The organism is Streptomyces sp. NPDC001270, assembly GCF_042896695.1.
Classification (GTDB): Bacteria; Actinomycetota; Actinomycetes; order Streptomycetales; family Streptomycetaceae; genus Streptomyces.
In genome coordinates, this window is record NZ_JBIAXM010000071.1 from 1 (window position 1) to 13,754 (window position 13,754).

Annotated in this window: 9 protein-coding genes and 7 pseudogenes; 11 read left to right on the forward strand and 5 right to left on the reverse strand. The window is 68.5% G+C overall.

The features are described from left to right. A pseudogene (locus ACFY2B_RS45060) lies at positions 1 to 117 on the forward strand (ABC transporter ATP-binding protein); the annotation flags it as partial. Positions 118 to 385: 268 nt separating this feature from the next. Then, complete coding sequence (locus ACFY2B_RS45065; RefSeq protein WP_390768873.1) at positions 386 to 3,151, forward strand: alkaline phosphatase family protein; 2,766 nt, start codon at positions 386 to 388, stop codon at positions 3,149 to 3,151. Between the two features lie 450 nt (positions 3,152 to 3,601). On the opposite strand, the pseudogene ACFY2B_RS45070 reads toward ACFY2B_RS45065, so the two are convergent. Next, positions 3,602 to 3,841: pseudogene (locus tag ACFY2B_RS45070) on the reverse strand (ferrous iron transport protein A); the annotation flags it as partial. Between ACFY2B_RS45070 and ACFY2B_RS45075 the strand changes: the two are divergent. The 3 genes and pseudogenes from ACFY2B_RS45075 to ACFY2B_RS45085 all read left to right on the forward strand — a co-directional run bounded on the left by ACFY2B_RS45075 (position 3,783) and on the right by ACFY2B_RS45085 (position 6,585). Next, positions 3,783 to 4,249 (forward strand): annotated as a pseudogene (locus ACFY2B_RS45075) (Lrp/AsnC family transcriptional regulator). The pseudogenes ACFY2B_RS45070 and ACFY2B_RS45075 overlap by 59 nt on opposite strands. 262 nt (positions 4,250 to 4,511) lie before the next feature. Continuing rightward, on the forward strand, positions 4,512 to 5,420 hold the full coding sequence (locus ACFY2B_RS45080; RefSeq protein WP_390768874.1) for a hypothetical protein: 909 nt from the start codon (positions 4,512 to 4,514) through the stop codon (positions 5,418 to 5,420). A 397-nt stretch (positions 5,421 to 5,817) separates the two neighbouring features. Further along, positions 5,818 to 6,585 (forward strand): hypothetical protein, encoded by a 768-nt coding sequence (locus ACFY2B_RS45085; RefSeq protein WP_390768875.1) that lies wholly within the window; start codon positions 5,818 to 5,820, stop codon positions 6,583 to 6,585. Positions 6,586 to 6,795: 210 nt separating this feature from the next. Here ACFY2B_RS45085 and ACFY2B_RS45090 read toward each other — a convergent pair whose 3' ends face one another. Both ACFY2B_RS45090 and ACFY2B_RS45095 read right to left on the reverse strand, forming a co-directional pair. Further along, positions 6,796 to 8,010 carry a glycoside hydrolase family 19 protein gene (locus ACFY2B_RS45090; protein WP_390768876.1) on the reverse strand — a complete coding sequence of 405 codons (1,215 nt, stop codon included), beginning with the start codon at positions 8,008 to 8,010 and terminating at the stop codon, positions 6,796 to 6,798. Between the two features lie 465 nt (positions 8,011 to 8,475). Continuing rightward, positions 8,476 to 8,565 (reverse strand): annotated as a pseudogene (locus ACFY2B_RS45095) (ATP-binding protein); the annotation flags it as partial. On the opposite strand from ACFY2B_RS45095, the pseudogene ACFY2B_RS45100 reads away from it, so the two are divergent. After that, a pseudogene (locus ACFY2B_RS45100) lies at positions 8,565 to 8,708 on the forward strand (replication initiator); the annotation flags it as partial. The pseudogenes ACFY2B_RS45095 and ACFY2B_RS45100 sit on opposite strands and share 1 nt — an antisense overlap. Before the next feature lie 514 nt (positions 8,709 to 9,222). Further along, positions 9,223 to 9,519 (forward strand): GYD domain-containing protein, encoded by a 297-nt coding sequence (locus ACFY2B_RS45105; protein WP_390768877.1) that lies wholly within the window; start codon positions 9,223 to 9,225, stop codon positions 9,517 to 9,519. A gap of 697 nt (positions 9,520 to 10,216) precedes the next feature. Here the strand turns inward: ACFY2B_RS45105 and ACFY2B_RS45110 are convergent. Beyond that, a complete protein-coding gene (locus ACFY2B_RS45110; RefSeq protein ID WP_390768878.1) occupies positions 10,217 to 10,684 on the reverse strand; it encodes a pyridoxamine 5'-phosphate oxidase family protein in 468 nt (155 codons plus the stop codon). Positions 10,685 to 11,261: 577 nt separating this feature from the next. Here ACFY2B_RS45110 and ACFY2B_RS45115 point away from each other — a divergent pair. Both ACFY2B_RS45115 and ACFY2B_RS45120 read left to right on the forward strand, forming a co-directional pair. Next, positions 11,262 to 11,468 (forward strand): hypothetical protein, encoded by a 207-nt coding sequence (locus tag ACFY2B_RS45115; protein ID WP_390768879.1) that lies wholly within the window; start codon positions 11,262 to 11,264, stop codon positions 11,466 to 11,468. A 317-nt stretch (positions 11,469 to 11,785) separates the two neighbouring features. Next, positions 11,786 to 12,265: pseudogene (locus tag ACFY2B_RS45120) on the forward strand (transposase); the annotation flags it as partial. A 71-nt stretch (positions 12,266 to 12,336) separates the two neighbouring features. Here the strand turns inward: ACFY2B_RS45120 and ACFY2B_RS45125 are convergent. After that, positions 12,337 to 12,714 carry a nuclear transport factor 2 family protein gene (locus ACFY2B_RS45125; protein WP_180360588.1) on the reverse strand — a complete coding sequence of 126 codons (378 nt, stop codon included), beginning with the start codon at positions 12,712 to 12,714 and terminating at the stop codon, positions 12,337 to 12,339. A gap of 59 nt (positions 12,715 to 12,773) precedes the next feature. Between ACFY2B_RS45125 and ACFY2B_RS45130 the strand changes: the two genes are divergently transcribed. Together ACFY2B_RS45130 and ACFY2B_RS45135 are read left to right on the forward strand one after the other, a co-directional pair. Further along, positions 12,774 to 13,097: a hypothetical protein gene (locus ACFY2B_RS45130; protein WP_390768880.1), complete on the forward strand. Its 324-nt coding sequence runs from the start codon at positions 12,774 to 12,776 to the stop codon at positions 13,095 to 13,097. A gap of 214 nt (positions 13,098 to 13,311) precedes the next feature. Continuing rightward, positions 13,312 to 13,754 (forward strand): annotated as a pseudogene (locus ACFY2B_RS45135) (hypothetical protein); the annotation flags it as partial.

The window sequence follows — 13,754 nt, forward strand, 5'->3', positions numbered from 1 at the left end:
GACCTGGTGGTGAAACTCGTGCGGTCCGGTGTCGCACTGCGCGAACTCGCCCCCGTGGTCTCGCCCCTCGAAGCCGCTTTCCTCGCCCTCACCGACCAGCCGGAGCCTGGCCGGTGACCTTGACCACCGTTACGGACAACGTTGCCAGCAAACCCCCCAACGACGGGCCTGCGTCGTCTTCTGGCATTCCCCTGACGTCGAAGCCGCAGGGCCGGCTGACCACCAACTCGACGTCGCACCAGACGGTCGTCCCACGGCCCGGGGTGCCGGACCGAAGGAAGCGGGCCACCGCTTCCAGGTCCGGCCCCCGACCGGGGACACACCGACCCCGCAGAGGCAGTTCGCCGGTCACGGCGCGCTGCTCGCACCTCGAAGGGACATTTCCATGCAGGTAACACGGCAGCGTCGGATTGCCGAAAAGGACCAGATCAGCCTTTTCGGCAGACGCGTAGGCCGCCGGGCCACCCTGGTGACGGCGGGCATCGCTGTCGTCCTCGCCGTCACGGGCACCGCTGTCGCCCAGACGGGCCAGTTCGGCACCCAGCAGGTCGGCCAGCAGACGGCCAACGGTCAGGTCATCTCCTCCGACCAGTACATCGCCCCGTACGGCAGCCGCACCGTCATCAACGACGGCAAGATCATGTCGTCGACGGTCAGCCCGGACGGCGCCCACCTGGCGGCCGCGGTCACCGACGGTGACGCCGCGCTGGTCATCATGGACCTCAAGACCGGTCAGGTGAAGCAGAAGGTCGGCACCAACGCCAAGGACGACCTGCGCATCAGCAGCGCCTCCGTCGGCCAGGAGGGCCCGACCTACTCGCCCGACGGCAAGCAGCTGTGGCTCGGCCAGAGCGACGGGTACACCAAGTTCACCGTGAACGCGGACGGCACCCTCGCCAACCCGACGGCCGTCTCCATCCCGGCCGACGGCTCCAAGCACGCCCTGGTGGGCGCCGCGGTGTTCTCGGCCGACGGCTCCACCGTGTACTCCGCGGTCAACGGCCAGAACCGCGTCGTCGCCATCGACGCCGCCACCGGGACCATCAAGCAGAGCTGGGCCGTGGGCAACGCCCCGCGTGGCATGACCGTGGTCGGCAGCAAGCTCTACGTCAGCAACGAGGGCGGGCGTCCGGCCAAGGCCGGCGAGACCACCATCAACTCGTACGGCACCCAGGTGCCGGCCGACCCGAAGACCGGTGCCACCACCACCGGCACGGTCAGCGTCATCAACCTCGCGGACTCCGCCGCCGCCGTCGGCAGCATCGACGTCGGTCTGCACCCGACCGCGGTGTACGCGAAGAACGGCGCGGTGTTCGTCACCAACACCGCCGACAACAACGTGTCGGTCATCGACGCCCGCAAGGACAAGGTCGTCCAGACCATCTCCACGCAGCCGTGGCCGGAGGCGTCGGTCGGCTACGAGCCGAACGCGGTGACGCTCACCGACGACGGTCACCTGCTGGTGACGCTGGGCCGCGCCAACGCGGTCGCCGTCTACCGGTACAAGTCCCCGCAGGACCCGGCCGGCTACGTCGGCCTGCTCCCCACGGACTACTTCCCCTCGGAGATCACCACCGTGGGCAAGACCGTGGTCGTCTCCAACACGCGTGGTGTCGACGCCCTCCGCCCCGACGCCACCGCCGGTGCGCACGGCACCCACGACACGACCTCCAGCCTGACGCAGTTCACGCTGCCGAGCGACAAGGTCATCAAGTCCGAGACCAGCAAGGTCTTCAACCAGAACGGCTGGACCAAGAACTCGGTCGAGCTGGCCAAGGGCAGCAGCGGCAGCCACAAGAAGGCCGTGGCGGTCCCGACGCAGATCGGCGCCCCCTCGACGATCAAGCACGTCTTCATGATCGTCAAGGAGAACCGGACCTACGACCAGGTCTTCGGCGACATGAAGCAGGGCAACGGCAACTCGGCGTTCACGCAGTTCGGCGAGAACGTGACGCCGAACCAGCACGCCCTGGCCTCGCAGTTCGGGCTGTACGACAACTTCTACGACGCCGGCACGAACTCCGCCGAGGGCCACAACTGGCTCATGCAGGCCGACAACCCGGAGTACACCGAGTCCTCGGCCGGTGAGTACACCCGCAGCTACGACACCGAGAACGACGCGCTCGGCCACCAGAAGACCGGCTTCATCTGGACCGGTGCACAGGCGGCCGGCAAGTCCGTCAAGGACTTCGGCGAGTTCCAGTCGTCCGAGAGCAAGCCGACCGGCGCGTCCTGGCAGAACCTGTACTGCGACGCCAAGAACATGGACGCCACCGGGCAGAAGACCGCCTACCCCATCCAGGTGGGCTCGGCGATCCCGTCGCTCAACGACGTGTCCGTGCAGGGCTTACCGATGTTCGACACCAGCGTGCCGGACATCTACAAGGAGCAGATCTGGAAGCAGGACTTCGAGAAGAACGGTCCTGCCGACCTGAACATGTTCTGGCTGTCCAACGACCACACCGGCGGTCCCGCGAACGCGGCCGCCCAGGTCGCGGACAACGACCTCGCGGTCGGCCGGATGGTCGACGAGATCTCGCACAGCAAGTACTGGAAGGACTCGGCGATCTTCGTCGTCGAGGACGACTCCCAGGCCGGTCTCGACCACGTCGACGGCCACCGCGCCCCGGTCCAGGTCATCAGCCCCTGGGCCAAGCACGACACCGTCGACAGCCACTACTACTCGCAGATCACGATGGTCCGCACCATCGAGCAGATCCTCGGCGTCCACCCGATGAACCAGAAGGACTCCGCGGCCACCCCGATGTACGGAGCCTTCACCGACAAGCCGGACAACACGCCGTTCACGGCCGTGCCCAACCGGACCTCGCTGACCCTGGGCCTGAGCACCCAGCCCTCCTGCGGCTCGGACACCCCGGCACCGCAGAACCCCAGCGCGGCGCCCGCGCCGACGACCACCAAGATCCCGGCGGCGCAGCAGAAGGTCGCGGCCGAGTGGACGACCTGGCAGTCGAAGCAGCGGCTGACCGGTTCCAAGGCCGTGCCCGACTTCGCGAACCCCGAGCAGATGGACCACTTCACCTGGTACCAGACGCACAACTTCTCGACGCCGTACCCCGGTGAGAACAAGATCTACGCGCCGAACGACGTGCCCGGCGCCTACATCCCCTCGGCGGAGAACGACGGCTGATCCAGCAATCTGATCCAGCCGGCTGATCCGACCAGCCCGCAGGCCCCTGACCGACGTCACCGTCGGCCAGGGGCCTGCGGCCGCTCACCTGAGGGGAACCGAACGCCCCTGACGGCCGCACCTGAGGCCCGCCCGCCGATCAGCCGTTCACCCGGATGCCCTCCCCGGCTGGCCGCCCCGCCGAACCGACGCCAGCCTGAACCCGGGTACCGCCGCCGGGCCCAGGCTGCGCTCTGCCTCACGACAGGCCCGGCGAGGCGGATGTCCACGCAGGGTGTGCCCCTCGCAGACAACGTCGCCACGTGAGGGGCACACTCGGGTGGCCCGCGTTCATGACCTGCGGTGCGCTGGGGTGCGTGCACGACCCGGGGTGCGTTCACGACCTGCGGTCGGGAGCCGTCCGCGGGCCGGTACGGGCGGCCGGAGCGCCGGGTCGGCGCCCGCCCGCACTCAGCATCTGGCCACGAAGACGTGGGCGGCGGTCCGCGTGGGCAGTTCGGCGGCCTCCGTGCCGCTGCGGCCGACCCGCACGCCCCGGGGCGACGACGTCACCAGCACGACGGCGCCGGGCCGGACCCCGGCGTGCCGCAGGGTGCGCATCAGCCGGGGATCGGTCTGGACCGGTTCCCCGATACGCCGTACGACGACCGTGCTCGCGCCGATCGGTCCGGGTGCCAGCTCGCGGCAACTCGGCGTCGCGCGCGGTACGTTGCAGGCGCGGCTCGACCGGCTGACCGACGCGGGCGTGGTGACCGGCTACGGGCCGGACGTGGACGTCGCCGCGCTCGGTCACGCGGTCGAGGCGTTCACCACGTTCGAGGTGGACCAGCCGGCCCGCGAGGCCATCGCCGCGCGCCTTCGGGCCGTACCGCAGATCCTTGAGGCGCACATCGTGACGGGCCCCGGCGACATCTGGTGCCGCATCGCGGGCACGAGCAACCAGCACGTGCAACAAGTGATCGACCACGTCCTGGAGGTGCCGGGCGTCCGCCGCAGTACGACGGTCATCGCGCTGGCGCCGTCATCCCCTTCCGGGTCCAGCCCCTGGTCGACGAGGTGGCCGGCCAGTCGGGTGGTACGGACGTACGTCACGGTTGAGCGGCGGAATCAGCTTCGGCAGCCGACTCGCCGTACCCCGTCGGGAGTCCGCCGCAGGCCAGGCGGTGCAGCGTCCGGAAGACCCCGGTCCCGGTTCAACCAACGAGGTGCATCGCCTGCGACCATAGGGTGTAAATTATGATCATTTTGTGATGCTGCCTGGAATATCGGGCACTCCTCGCTCGACACCCAAGCCTGCGGCGCCGCATCACCCCTTCCGGCCGGCCGGACGCTCGCGTCGTACGACTTCCGAAGGAGTGGCATGCTCACGAACAAGTCCCTCGCCCGGGTCCTCCAGGTGCTCAGCATCGGCACGGCCGCCACGATCACCCCCATGGTGCTGACCTCACCCGCCTCGGCCGCGACGCTGCCTGTGGCCTGTAGCGAGACCGCCCTGCGGAACGCCATCAACACCGCCAACAGCACCCCGGGCAGCGACACCCTCAATCTGGCGCCGGGCTGCACCTACCGGCTGACCACCGAGCTGCCCGCCATCACCTCGCCGATCGTCATCAACGGCAACGGCGACACCATCACCCGGGTGTCCGGCACCTTCCGCATCCTCACGGTCGACGGCGGCAGCCTGACCTTGCGCACGGCCGTCCTCACCAACGGTGATGCCACGGGCAGTTCGGTGCAGAACGGCGCCGGCGGGGCCATCGTCGTCACGGGCAACGGCTCCCTGAACCTCACCAGCTCCGTGATCCGCAACAACCACGCCAACTTCGGCGGCGGCATCAGCGTTTTCAACGGCTCCGAGGCGCAGGTGAACGCGTCCGTGTTCACGGGCAACACCGCGGCCGACAACGGCGGCGCCATCGTCAGCGACGGCACGACCAGCGTCAACGCCTCGCAGCTCAGCTCGAACACGGCCGGCAACGTGGGCGGCGGCATCGCCAGCATCGGAACGCTGCGGATCAACGCCTCCAACCTCGTCGACAACACCGCGCCGAACGGCGGTGGCGGCCTTGCCAACGGCGTACCCAGCGCCCCCGGCGGGACATCCACGGTGAACGCCACCAACATCAGCAACAACACGGCCAGCGGCGTGAACCCCGGCGGCATCTACAACAACGGCGGCACCGTGACCCTGCGCGCCAGCCGCGTACGGGCCAACACCCCGAACAACTGCCTCAACAGCCCGAGTCCGGTACCCGGCTGCATCGGCTGATCCGCCCCGCCTCCGTCCGCTGCCGGTACCCGGTCTTCCGCACCCTGCCGGAGCCTTCCGTATCCAGATCTGACGTCACCATCTGACGTCACCACCTGACGTCACCACCTGACGTCACCACCTGACGTCACCATCTGAAGCCGACACTTCAGACGGTGACGATCCGGACATCAACCCCATCGAGGCAGCGGTCGTCGCCCCGATCAGGTGACCGAATCAGGTGACCGAGTGCCGCTCAAGGCACCCCGTGCGGAAGATCGCGTACCGGGACGTTGCTCGGCCCTGTCGACGTGCCGTGGTCCGCACCCGTCCCAGTGCGGCCGGTGCGCCCTACCGGGTAAAGTCGTCATCTTCGGCCGGCGGAAGCCGTACGGAGTCCCCGAAGGCCGGGCACATCATGCAACTCGCCGACTCTCCCGCACGCCGCCGCCTCAGCGCCGCCCTGGACCGTCTCTCCGCCACCTTCCACGGCATGACCGCGCATCCGGACGAGCACAACTGCGAATGCCACTGGGGAAGTTCGGAGGAACTCTCGCTTCTGAAGACGCCGGACGTCGAACTGGAGCCGGACCTCCTGCGCCGGACCTGGCAGGCCATCGACTGGACCGATCACGCGGCCGTGCTGCGCCGCATCCTGCCGCAGTTCGCCACGGTCCTGGTCGCCGGTCGCGCGGAACCCCTGTTCGGACTGGAAGAGGCCGGGCACTCCTTCGCCCGCGGCCACTGGCAGCAGTGGCCCGACGAGCACGCCGGTCCGGTACGCGAGTTCCTGCATGCCTGGTGGGTGCAGAGCCTCACCGATCCGGATGCGGCCGTCCCGGCACACCAGGTCCTGGCGATGTGTGCGGAGGCGTCCGGAACGGTCGGCCCCTGGCTTGCCGACTGGGAGAAGCAGACCGGGCGCCTCAGCGACCGACGTCTTGCCGAGGCGGCCGAGGCATGGGAGTACGAACTCCTGGGCGACCGTCTGCCGTGGTACGTCGACTGGTACGAGAACGACGAGGAGGAGATGCGCGCCGAACTGGTCGCCTGGCTCCTCGACCACGCCGCCGGGCGACTCCGCGAGTCCGGCGCACCGGCGGATCTGCGGCACCGGATACGGCTGCTCGGACTCACCGACGAGGACCGCTGGACGGATCCGCACTGGCCCGGCCACCGCTACTGACGGCCACTGCTACTGACGGCCACCGCTACGCACGGCCGGCGGGCGCGACGGCCCGCGTGGTCGCACGCCCCGTTCCGGAGGGGGGTTCTCCCCGAGCGGGGCTGCGACTCGCGGAAACACCGCTTGCCGCCTGCCTCGCCCGGGAAGACCCCCCTCCGCAGTTCTCACGTGCTGTGTTCCGTCACGGGAGCGCGGCCGGTGCGTTCCTGCTCAGCAGGAGAGGTTGCCCCCCGGATCGACCCCGAGGATCTGGGTGAAGCCCACGTAGGAATCCACGCGGCTCTGCACCTCGGCGGGGTACTTGCCGTCGCACTCCAGGGCGCCGTTGATGGAGCGGATGGTCTGGCCGAAGCCGGCGTCGTTGACGACGGCATCGTGCGGCGTCATCGAACCCGGGCCGGACTGGGTGTTCCAGTACCACAGGCCGGTCTTCCAGGCGACGGAGGAGTCGGTCTCCACCAGCCCGGGGTTGTTCAACAGGTCGATGCCGAGCGCGTCGCCCGCGGCCTTGTAGTTGTAGTTCCAGCTGAGCTGCATGGGGCCGCGGCCGTAGTAGGACGCCTGGCCGGCCGGGCAACCGTAGGGCTGGCTGGCATCGCAGTAGGCCGGGTAGTTGGCCGTGTTCTGCTCGACGATGTGCGCGAGACCGCCGGTCTCGTGGTTCACGTTGGCCAGGAAGGCGGCGGCTTCCCGCTTCTTCAGCGTGTCGTCGCCGGTGTTGGCGAAGGCGGGGTAGGCGCTCAGTGCCGCCCGCAGCCCGTCATAGGTGTAGACGGGATTGCGGTTCGGGAACATCTGGTTGAACTGCGCTTCACTGACGACGAACCCGGACGTGGGTCCGTTGTCGCCCGGCGGGGCGGGAGCGGGCTTCTGCGCGTCGGGGACCGAAGAATTGCCGCCCGCGGACACGTTCCACTTCTCGTTCGCGGAGCCCTGGCAGTGCCAGATCTGGAGGGGAGTGCGGTTGGCGCTGTTGTACGCGCGCACGTCCAGGCACTTGTTCGCGGCCGGGTTGACGATGTCCTTGGCCTCGGTGATCACCCACTGTTGGGCGGGTCCGCCGTTGCAGTCCGCCAACTGCACGTCCGCCGCGTCGGCGGTGCTGCCGTACCGGACGTCCAGGCACTTGCCGAACGCCCGCAGGGTTCCGTCACCGGGATTGGCCCACTGCTGGGCCGGCGTGCCGTTGCAGTCGTAGAGCTGAACCTGCGTGCCGCTCGCGCTGTTGCCGTCCGCCACGTCGATGCACTTGCCGGCGAAGCCGGTGATCTGAGCGCCCACCGCTTCGCCCGCCAAGGACACCCCGGACGGCTGGGAGAGCACGATCCCGGCACCGACTGTACCCAGCACGAGACCTATGGCCGCGCCGACGCCGACGGAGCGCCGGGTCAGGCGCTCTCTCCAGCGGGGGATGGTGAACAACATGTATGTCACTCCTTGATGGGCTATACAGAGGAGGCGGCCGGGAACCGCGGACGCGGGCTGCCGGGTCCCGGGTCCACGTCTCTCACCAACCGTCACGGAGCCCGTCCGCGAGGTCTGCGGGCCGCCTCCCCCCGTCCTCTCCTGACGGCGCCTGTCCCGGCGCGACCTCGCACGCGCTTCCGCGAACATCGCAACGGGCTTCGAGGAGAAAAGGTTCAACGGAAGGGGCGACCCATCTGTCGGCCTGGGGCGCCGAATAGGCGTCGAACGATGCCCGCAGCGCCGGCGGGTTCCCCCCGGTGAGGTCTTCCTTCCCGCACTCGCACCAGCAGCCGCGTACGGAGCCCTTCACGATGCCGCTCCTCGGGGGTGGGCCACGAGCACGTAGCGGGTGCTGTCGTCGTAGAGGGTGAGTTGGTAAGACGGCTCCTGCGGACAGGCAGGCGAGGGCTCGTTGTCCTCGGCCTGGTCGTGGTCCTCGGCCTTCGGGGCGGTTGCGGTGCCTCCGCCGTCCGTGACCGAGAGGGCGATCACCTGTGGGGAGACGGCAAAGGCATCTCCGGCTGAGGGCCTGGGCCCACATGCTCGGCTTCCGTGGCCATTTCTCCACCAGGTCCCGCCGCTGCTCCACCAGCCTCGGCGCCCTCCGCGACGCCCGTGCCGAATGGCGCCGCGCCCAAGCCGCTGCCGCCCCCGAAATCAGCGGCCGGGGTGCGGGCCGTCTCCTTCCCGGCCGAGCTGCTGGACGAGGTCACGAACCACCTGAAGCACTTTGCCGCGCCCGGCCGTGACGGTCATGTCTTCGTCGGGCCTCAGGCGGACAACCGCGGCGGAGCAACTTCCGCGACGACTGGGTCACGGCTCGGAAGACTGCGGGCGTCTCGGCCGACCTGCACTTTCACGGCCTGCGGCACACGGGCAATACGCTCACCTCCACGGCCGGGGCCGGGGCCGGGGCCGGGAGCCGGACGTAGTGGCACGCGTGTGGCACGCCGTCCGAAACGCCGAAGGGCCGGCCCGGGAGGAAATCCCTCCTGAGCCGGCCCTTCTCTCCGTGCCCCGGCAGGATTCGAACCTCTCCTGGATCCAACCACCGTGATCAACCGCCTGTAGGCGCTCGTATCGCTCGTTCGGGTGCGTATCCCGTGCTGGTGTCAGCCCCGATGTCCAGGATTGACCTCGCGATGTGTTTCCTCGTGAAGGTGAGAGAACATGCCGACGTACGTCACGCTGCTGAACTGGACCGATCAAGGGGTCCGAGACTACAAGGACACCGCGAAGCGCGCTGAGACCTTCGGCGCAGCGGCACAGAAGATCGGGGCGAAGCTCCTGAACATCTACTGGACCGTCGGTCCATACGACCTCGTGGCCGTCGTCGAGGCACCCGACGACGAAACTGCCACCGCAGCACTTCTGCATCTCGGCGGGGTGGGCAACATCCGTTCCACGACCCTGCGGGCCTTCGGCCAAGGGGAGGTGGAACGCATCATCGCCAAGGCGACTGTCTGACGCCCTCCACCCACTGCAAGCGAAGGCGTTGGTGAGCTGGCTGAGCAGGGCGCCTTTCAGCCCGCTGAGGCGCCCGAGTCGGCCACCTGCGTACAAGTCAGGGCTACCACTTGCCGGTCAAGGTCGCCGGATCGCCGTGGACGGCCAGAAAACCGCGGTGCGTGAGACGGAGCCCTGATACGGGCGCTGCCGAGCGACCTCGGAGGGCAGGCCGCCTGCCGTCAACTGCTGCCGCCACAACGGCCCGGACCACGATCGGTCCGGGCCGTTTGTGCTGGTGCCCCCGGCAGGATTCGAACCTGCGACCCCCGCTTTACGAGCATGATCATTGGATCGTCGACCCTGCTTGCGCCGTTTCGATCATTCACCGTTTACACAGGTCAGCGGGGTGGCGGAGCGATCCGAGGCGCCGGCCTTCGTCATCCCTCTCGGGTCTTCTTCCTCCTTGTATTCCCACCACGTTTCCAGCCGGATCCTGGGAACCACGATGCGGGGGAGTGGCCGAGCTTCCGCCAAGGTCGGGCGGCTGATGCGTTCCGGTGAGCACCGCAGATGCTTTGAGACGGATGCGGGCTCTCCTACCCGGGGCGAAGTCAATGACCGTTTTCGCAGGTCAGAAGGGTCCTCACAGGACTACCCCGCCGTAACCTGCTCGCCCGGAGACGGTGTGGGATCCGCGTCCGCTGCTGTCGTCGAGTCACGTTCGAGTCGGCACATCCTCGGCGATCTGAGCAGCGATGTCCGAGAAATCAACGGCGTTCCAGCGTTCTGGGCGCATGCTGACGACCACGTTTCCGGCGTGTGTCTCGTAGGTGGCTTCAAGGAATGCCGCCACGCGCGCCGGTTCCACATAGCGCCTAACGATCTCGTTGTGCTCGTCTTCGGTGATCGGCACGGTCTCGACCACGGGCCCTTCCACCGACACATAGCGTAAGCCCTCCGCCTCCTGGACACAGAGCGAGAACCGTCCGGCTTCGGCGATGAGCCGGGCCTTGCGCGATCGGGGTGAAGTGAACAGCTTGACGTCGCCGCCGGGTCGGTAGTCGTACCAGATCGGTGTGGCCATTGGGGCCCTGCCTGTCTCCGCGGCGATGCAGAGCACGCCGAGATGCGGCTGGGCAAGGAATTTTTCTCGCTGTTCTGAGGACATCTTGCGAGCCACCATTACTCCCTGATCCAGATAAGTTTGTGCCCCATTCCTGGGATCTTGTCCGGCGCGGCGATTGCCGCGTGTGCAGAGGTTCACGGCGGCTGGCGGGCCGGCGGGCCAAGGGTAGTGAGCTGCCCCGATCGCTCTCTTCACTTCGGGTACATTCCACCGTCGGCTCTCGGCACGCGGTGCCGGACAGGGGACCCACACCTGTGAGTGAACAACTCATATGACCAGCCCGGACACAGAGCACCGCCTACCAACGCCGCGACCGAGCTTGCTCGGCAGCCGCGCCGCGACCATCGCGGCCGCAACTCCCATGCTCCGGCTCACCACGGCCCGCGTTTCCGCAGGTCAACACGGTTCTTGGCATGGGGCCGGTTGCGGACGCTGCCCCCTCCGGAACAGCGAAGAGACCACCCATCCGGCCAGGGTGGTCTCTTCGTTCCAGGGCCTGTCCGACGGGTCGCGTCACCGACCCCGCACCCGTCGGCACCGTCACCTGAATGGCGCAACATGATGTGCCACCCACATGGGTGAGGATCAAGCTGACTAGTGCCCCAACCGAGGTAATCCGCGAAAGGGGAACCACATGCGCATTCGACGAATCCTCGCCGCCGTCATCGCCACGACAGCCCTCGCCGGACTCGGCCTCACAGGCGCCGCCACTGCCACCGCCGCCGCACAGGGCGCCCCAACCTACGTCACCCCTTCTCAGTGCGAGCAGGGCGGTGGAACGGCCGATCTGACGGCGAACCGCTGCAAGGGCGGTACGCACGACGGGGAGTCGGTCGACTAAACCCCGCAAGGCGCCCCGCAGCCACGCGCTGCGGGGCGCTCCCGCGCGAACGTAGCCGGGAGAGTCGCAGGGACCGTGCCGACCCGTCGCTAGGTGCTCTGACCGGGAAGGTGCGCCGGGTTGGTGGTCGCGACGGTTGGATGTGCGGTGACGTCCGATCCGATTGCTGGAGGCGCGGTGGCTGAGCCTGTCCGTGTACGCAGACTGACCGACCAGGAGGGGCAGAAGCTGCAGCAGATCGTGCGCCGGGGCAGCACGAGTTCGGTGCGCTACCGGCGCGCGATGATGCTGCTCGCCTCGGCGGGTGGGAACCGGGCCGCACCCACGGCGTCACCTACTTCCACGGCTGCTACTCCGTGGGCGACGACCGCCTGTGGGGCGTCAACCGCCGCCGCAAGGGCACCGCCAACACCCTGGCCGCGCTCAAGTCGATCCGCGCCGCCCGCCCCGACGGCGCCCCGATCTGCATCATCCTGGACAACCTCTCCGCCCACACTGGCGCGGACAGCCGCCGCTGGGCGAAGAAGAACAAGGTCGAGCTGTGCTTCACCCCGACCTACGCTTCCTGGGCCAACCCGATCGAGGCCCGCTTCGGCCCGCTGCGGCAGTTCACCCTGGCCAACTCCCACCACCGCAGCCACCCCGCGCAAACCCAGGCGCCGCACCGTTACCTGCGCCGGCGCAACACCCATGCCCGCCACCCCGACGTGCTCGCCGCCCAACGCAAGGAACGTGCCCGCATCCGCAGCGAAAAGGGCATCCGCTGGGGCGGACGCCCCCTCAACACCGCGGCCTGACCAACTGCGAACCGCAGCTCCCGAGCGCCGAAGGGGCACGTTCAGGAGAAGGACAGCGACAGAAGGATGACTCAGGAAGCGAACGGCTCGATCTCCCCCGCGAAGACGATGACCTGGTCGATGAGGCTCCGTCGCAGATGGACGACGTCCGTTCCCGCCAGGCGGGGGCCTCCATCAGGCGTGGTGAAGACCCACTGGTACCGGGCCCACTCGTCAGGCATGTCCACCGCTGAGCAGCGCACCATCGTGCCGGTCCCCGCCGGGTGGCGCCGGATGTCCAGCACGAACCGCTCGACCGCCGCGATTCCTTCGCTGCGACCCAACGGTCCCCAGAAGACCACGTCTGAGGTCAGGGCCTGGGAGAGCAGGGCAGTCACATAGCTGTCGTCCGAGGCGTTGAACGCGGAGATGAACGTGTCGATCGCGGAGCGTGCGGTCTCTTCCTGCATGCCCCAGTAATACCAGCCGTTTCGCGTGCGCTCGTCCCACGAGCCGCCTTCCGATCACGGTGAACCATCCCGGTACGGCACCCCCGTTCACCGGTTCCGACCTCACACCCGGCATCGTGACGATCGAGCGGCCCGGCAGCGCGTACACGCTGGATCACACGATGGTGCACCAGGCAGTGATGGAACCGGACACCGTCACCCTGTTCGTGCGCGGCCCGCGCCGCAAGAAGCTCTCCCACGCGGCAGAAGAACTGATGCCGCCCATGGAGACCTGGCCTGCCCCCGCCGAGCCAGGTGACCAGGCCGTCGAGTCCCGGCCGGCCACGGTCGACGAGTACATGATGATGCGCGACTACCTCATTCGACGCCGCCTCATCAACTGATGCCCTCGATCTCCGTGGCTGCTACACACCGGGCCCTCGTGACGCGAGAGGCTACGGCGAGCCCAAGAGCACAACGTGAGGAGCAACCCATGACCGGCGTTCTGACGACCGATCACCCTGCCTGGCACGCCCACGAGGACGGCTCTCGCGCACGTGCGGTAACTACGGCCTCTGGATCCTCGTCCACGACCGCGATGGCCTGCACGCGGAATGTGTGTCCGGCACCGAGGACGTCAAGCCCGCATTCGTCCCCACAGACCCCGCGGGTCTGCCCGCCGCGGCCCCCGCCGAGCTGCGCGCCGGACTGTCCGAACTCGGGGTCACCCAGCGGCTGGCGAACCCGTGGCTGTGGGACGCGATCAGCACCGCGATCCTGCGGCAGGTCGTACGCGCCGACCAGGCTCGCAGGCTCTACCGCCTCTGGTGCCGAACGGTCGGAACGATCGTTCCGGGCCCGTTCGGTGAGCTGGCCGTCGCGCCCACACCCACGGGCGTCCTGGCCCTGGATGATCAGCAGTTCGCCAGCGTGGGAGCGAAATTCCACCGCACTGCCCTGCAAGCGGCCGCCGCCGACTACCAGCAGCACCACACTGAATGGGAACGCCTGGACGCCGCCGATCTGGTCACTGCGCTCCAGGGCATTCCCCGCATCGGACC

Bases quoted from the DNA above. Each gene is read 5' to 3' on its own strand.
- ACFY2B_RS45105 (WP_390768877.1), top strand. From the start codon at position 9,223: ATGCCGACGTACGTCACGCTGCTGAACTGGACCGATCAAGGGGTCCGA.
- ACFY2B_RS45110 (WP_390768878.1), bottom strand. From the start codon at position 10,684: ATGGTGGCTCGCAAGATGTCCTCAGAACAGCGAGAAAAATTCCTTGCC.
- ACFY2B_RS45115 (WP_390768879.1), top strand. From the start codon at position 11,262: ATGCGCATTCGACGAATCCTCGCCGCCGTCATCGCCACGACAGCCCTC.
- ACFY2B_RS45080 (WP_390768874.1), top strand. From the start codon at position 4,512: ATGCTCACGAACAAGTCCCTCGCCCGGGTCCTCCAGGTGCTCAGCATC.
- ACFY2B_RS45085 (WP_390768875.1), top strand. From the start codon at position 5,818: ATGCAACTCGCCGACTCTCCCGCACGCCGCCGCCTCAGCGCCGCCCTG.
- ACFY2B_RS45125 (WP_180360588.1), bottom strand. From the start codon at position 12,714: ATGCAGGAAGAGACCGCACGCTCCGCGATCGACACGTTCATCTCCGCG.
- ACFY2B_RS45065 (WP_390768873.1), top strand. From the start codon at position 386: ATGCAGGTAACACGGCAGCGTCGGATTGCCGAAAAGGACCAGATCAGC.
- ACFY2B_RS45090 (WP_390768876.1), bottom strand. From the start codon at position 8,010: ATGTTGTTCACCATCCCCCGCTGGAGAGAGCGCCTGACCCGGCGCTCC.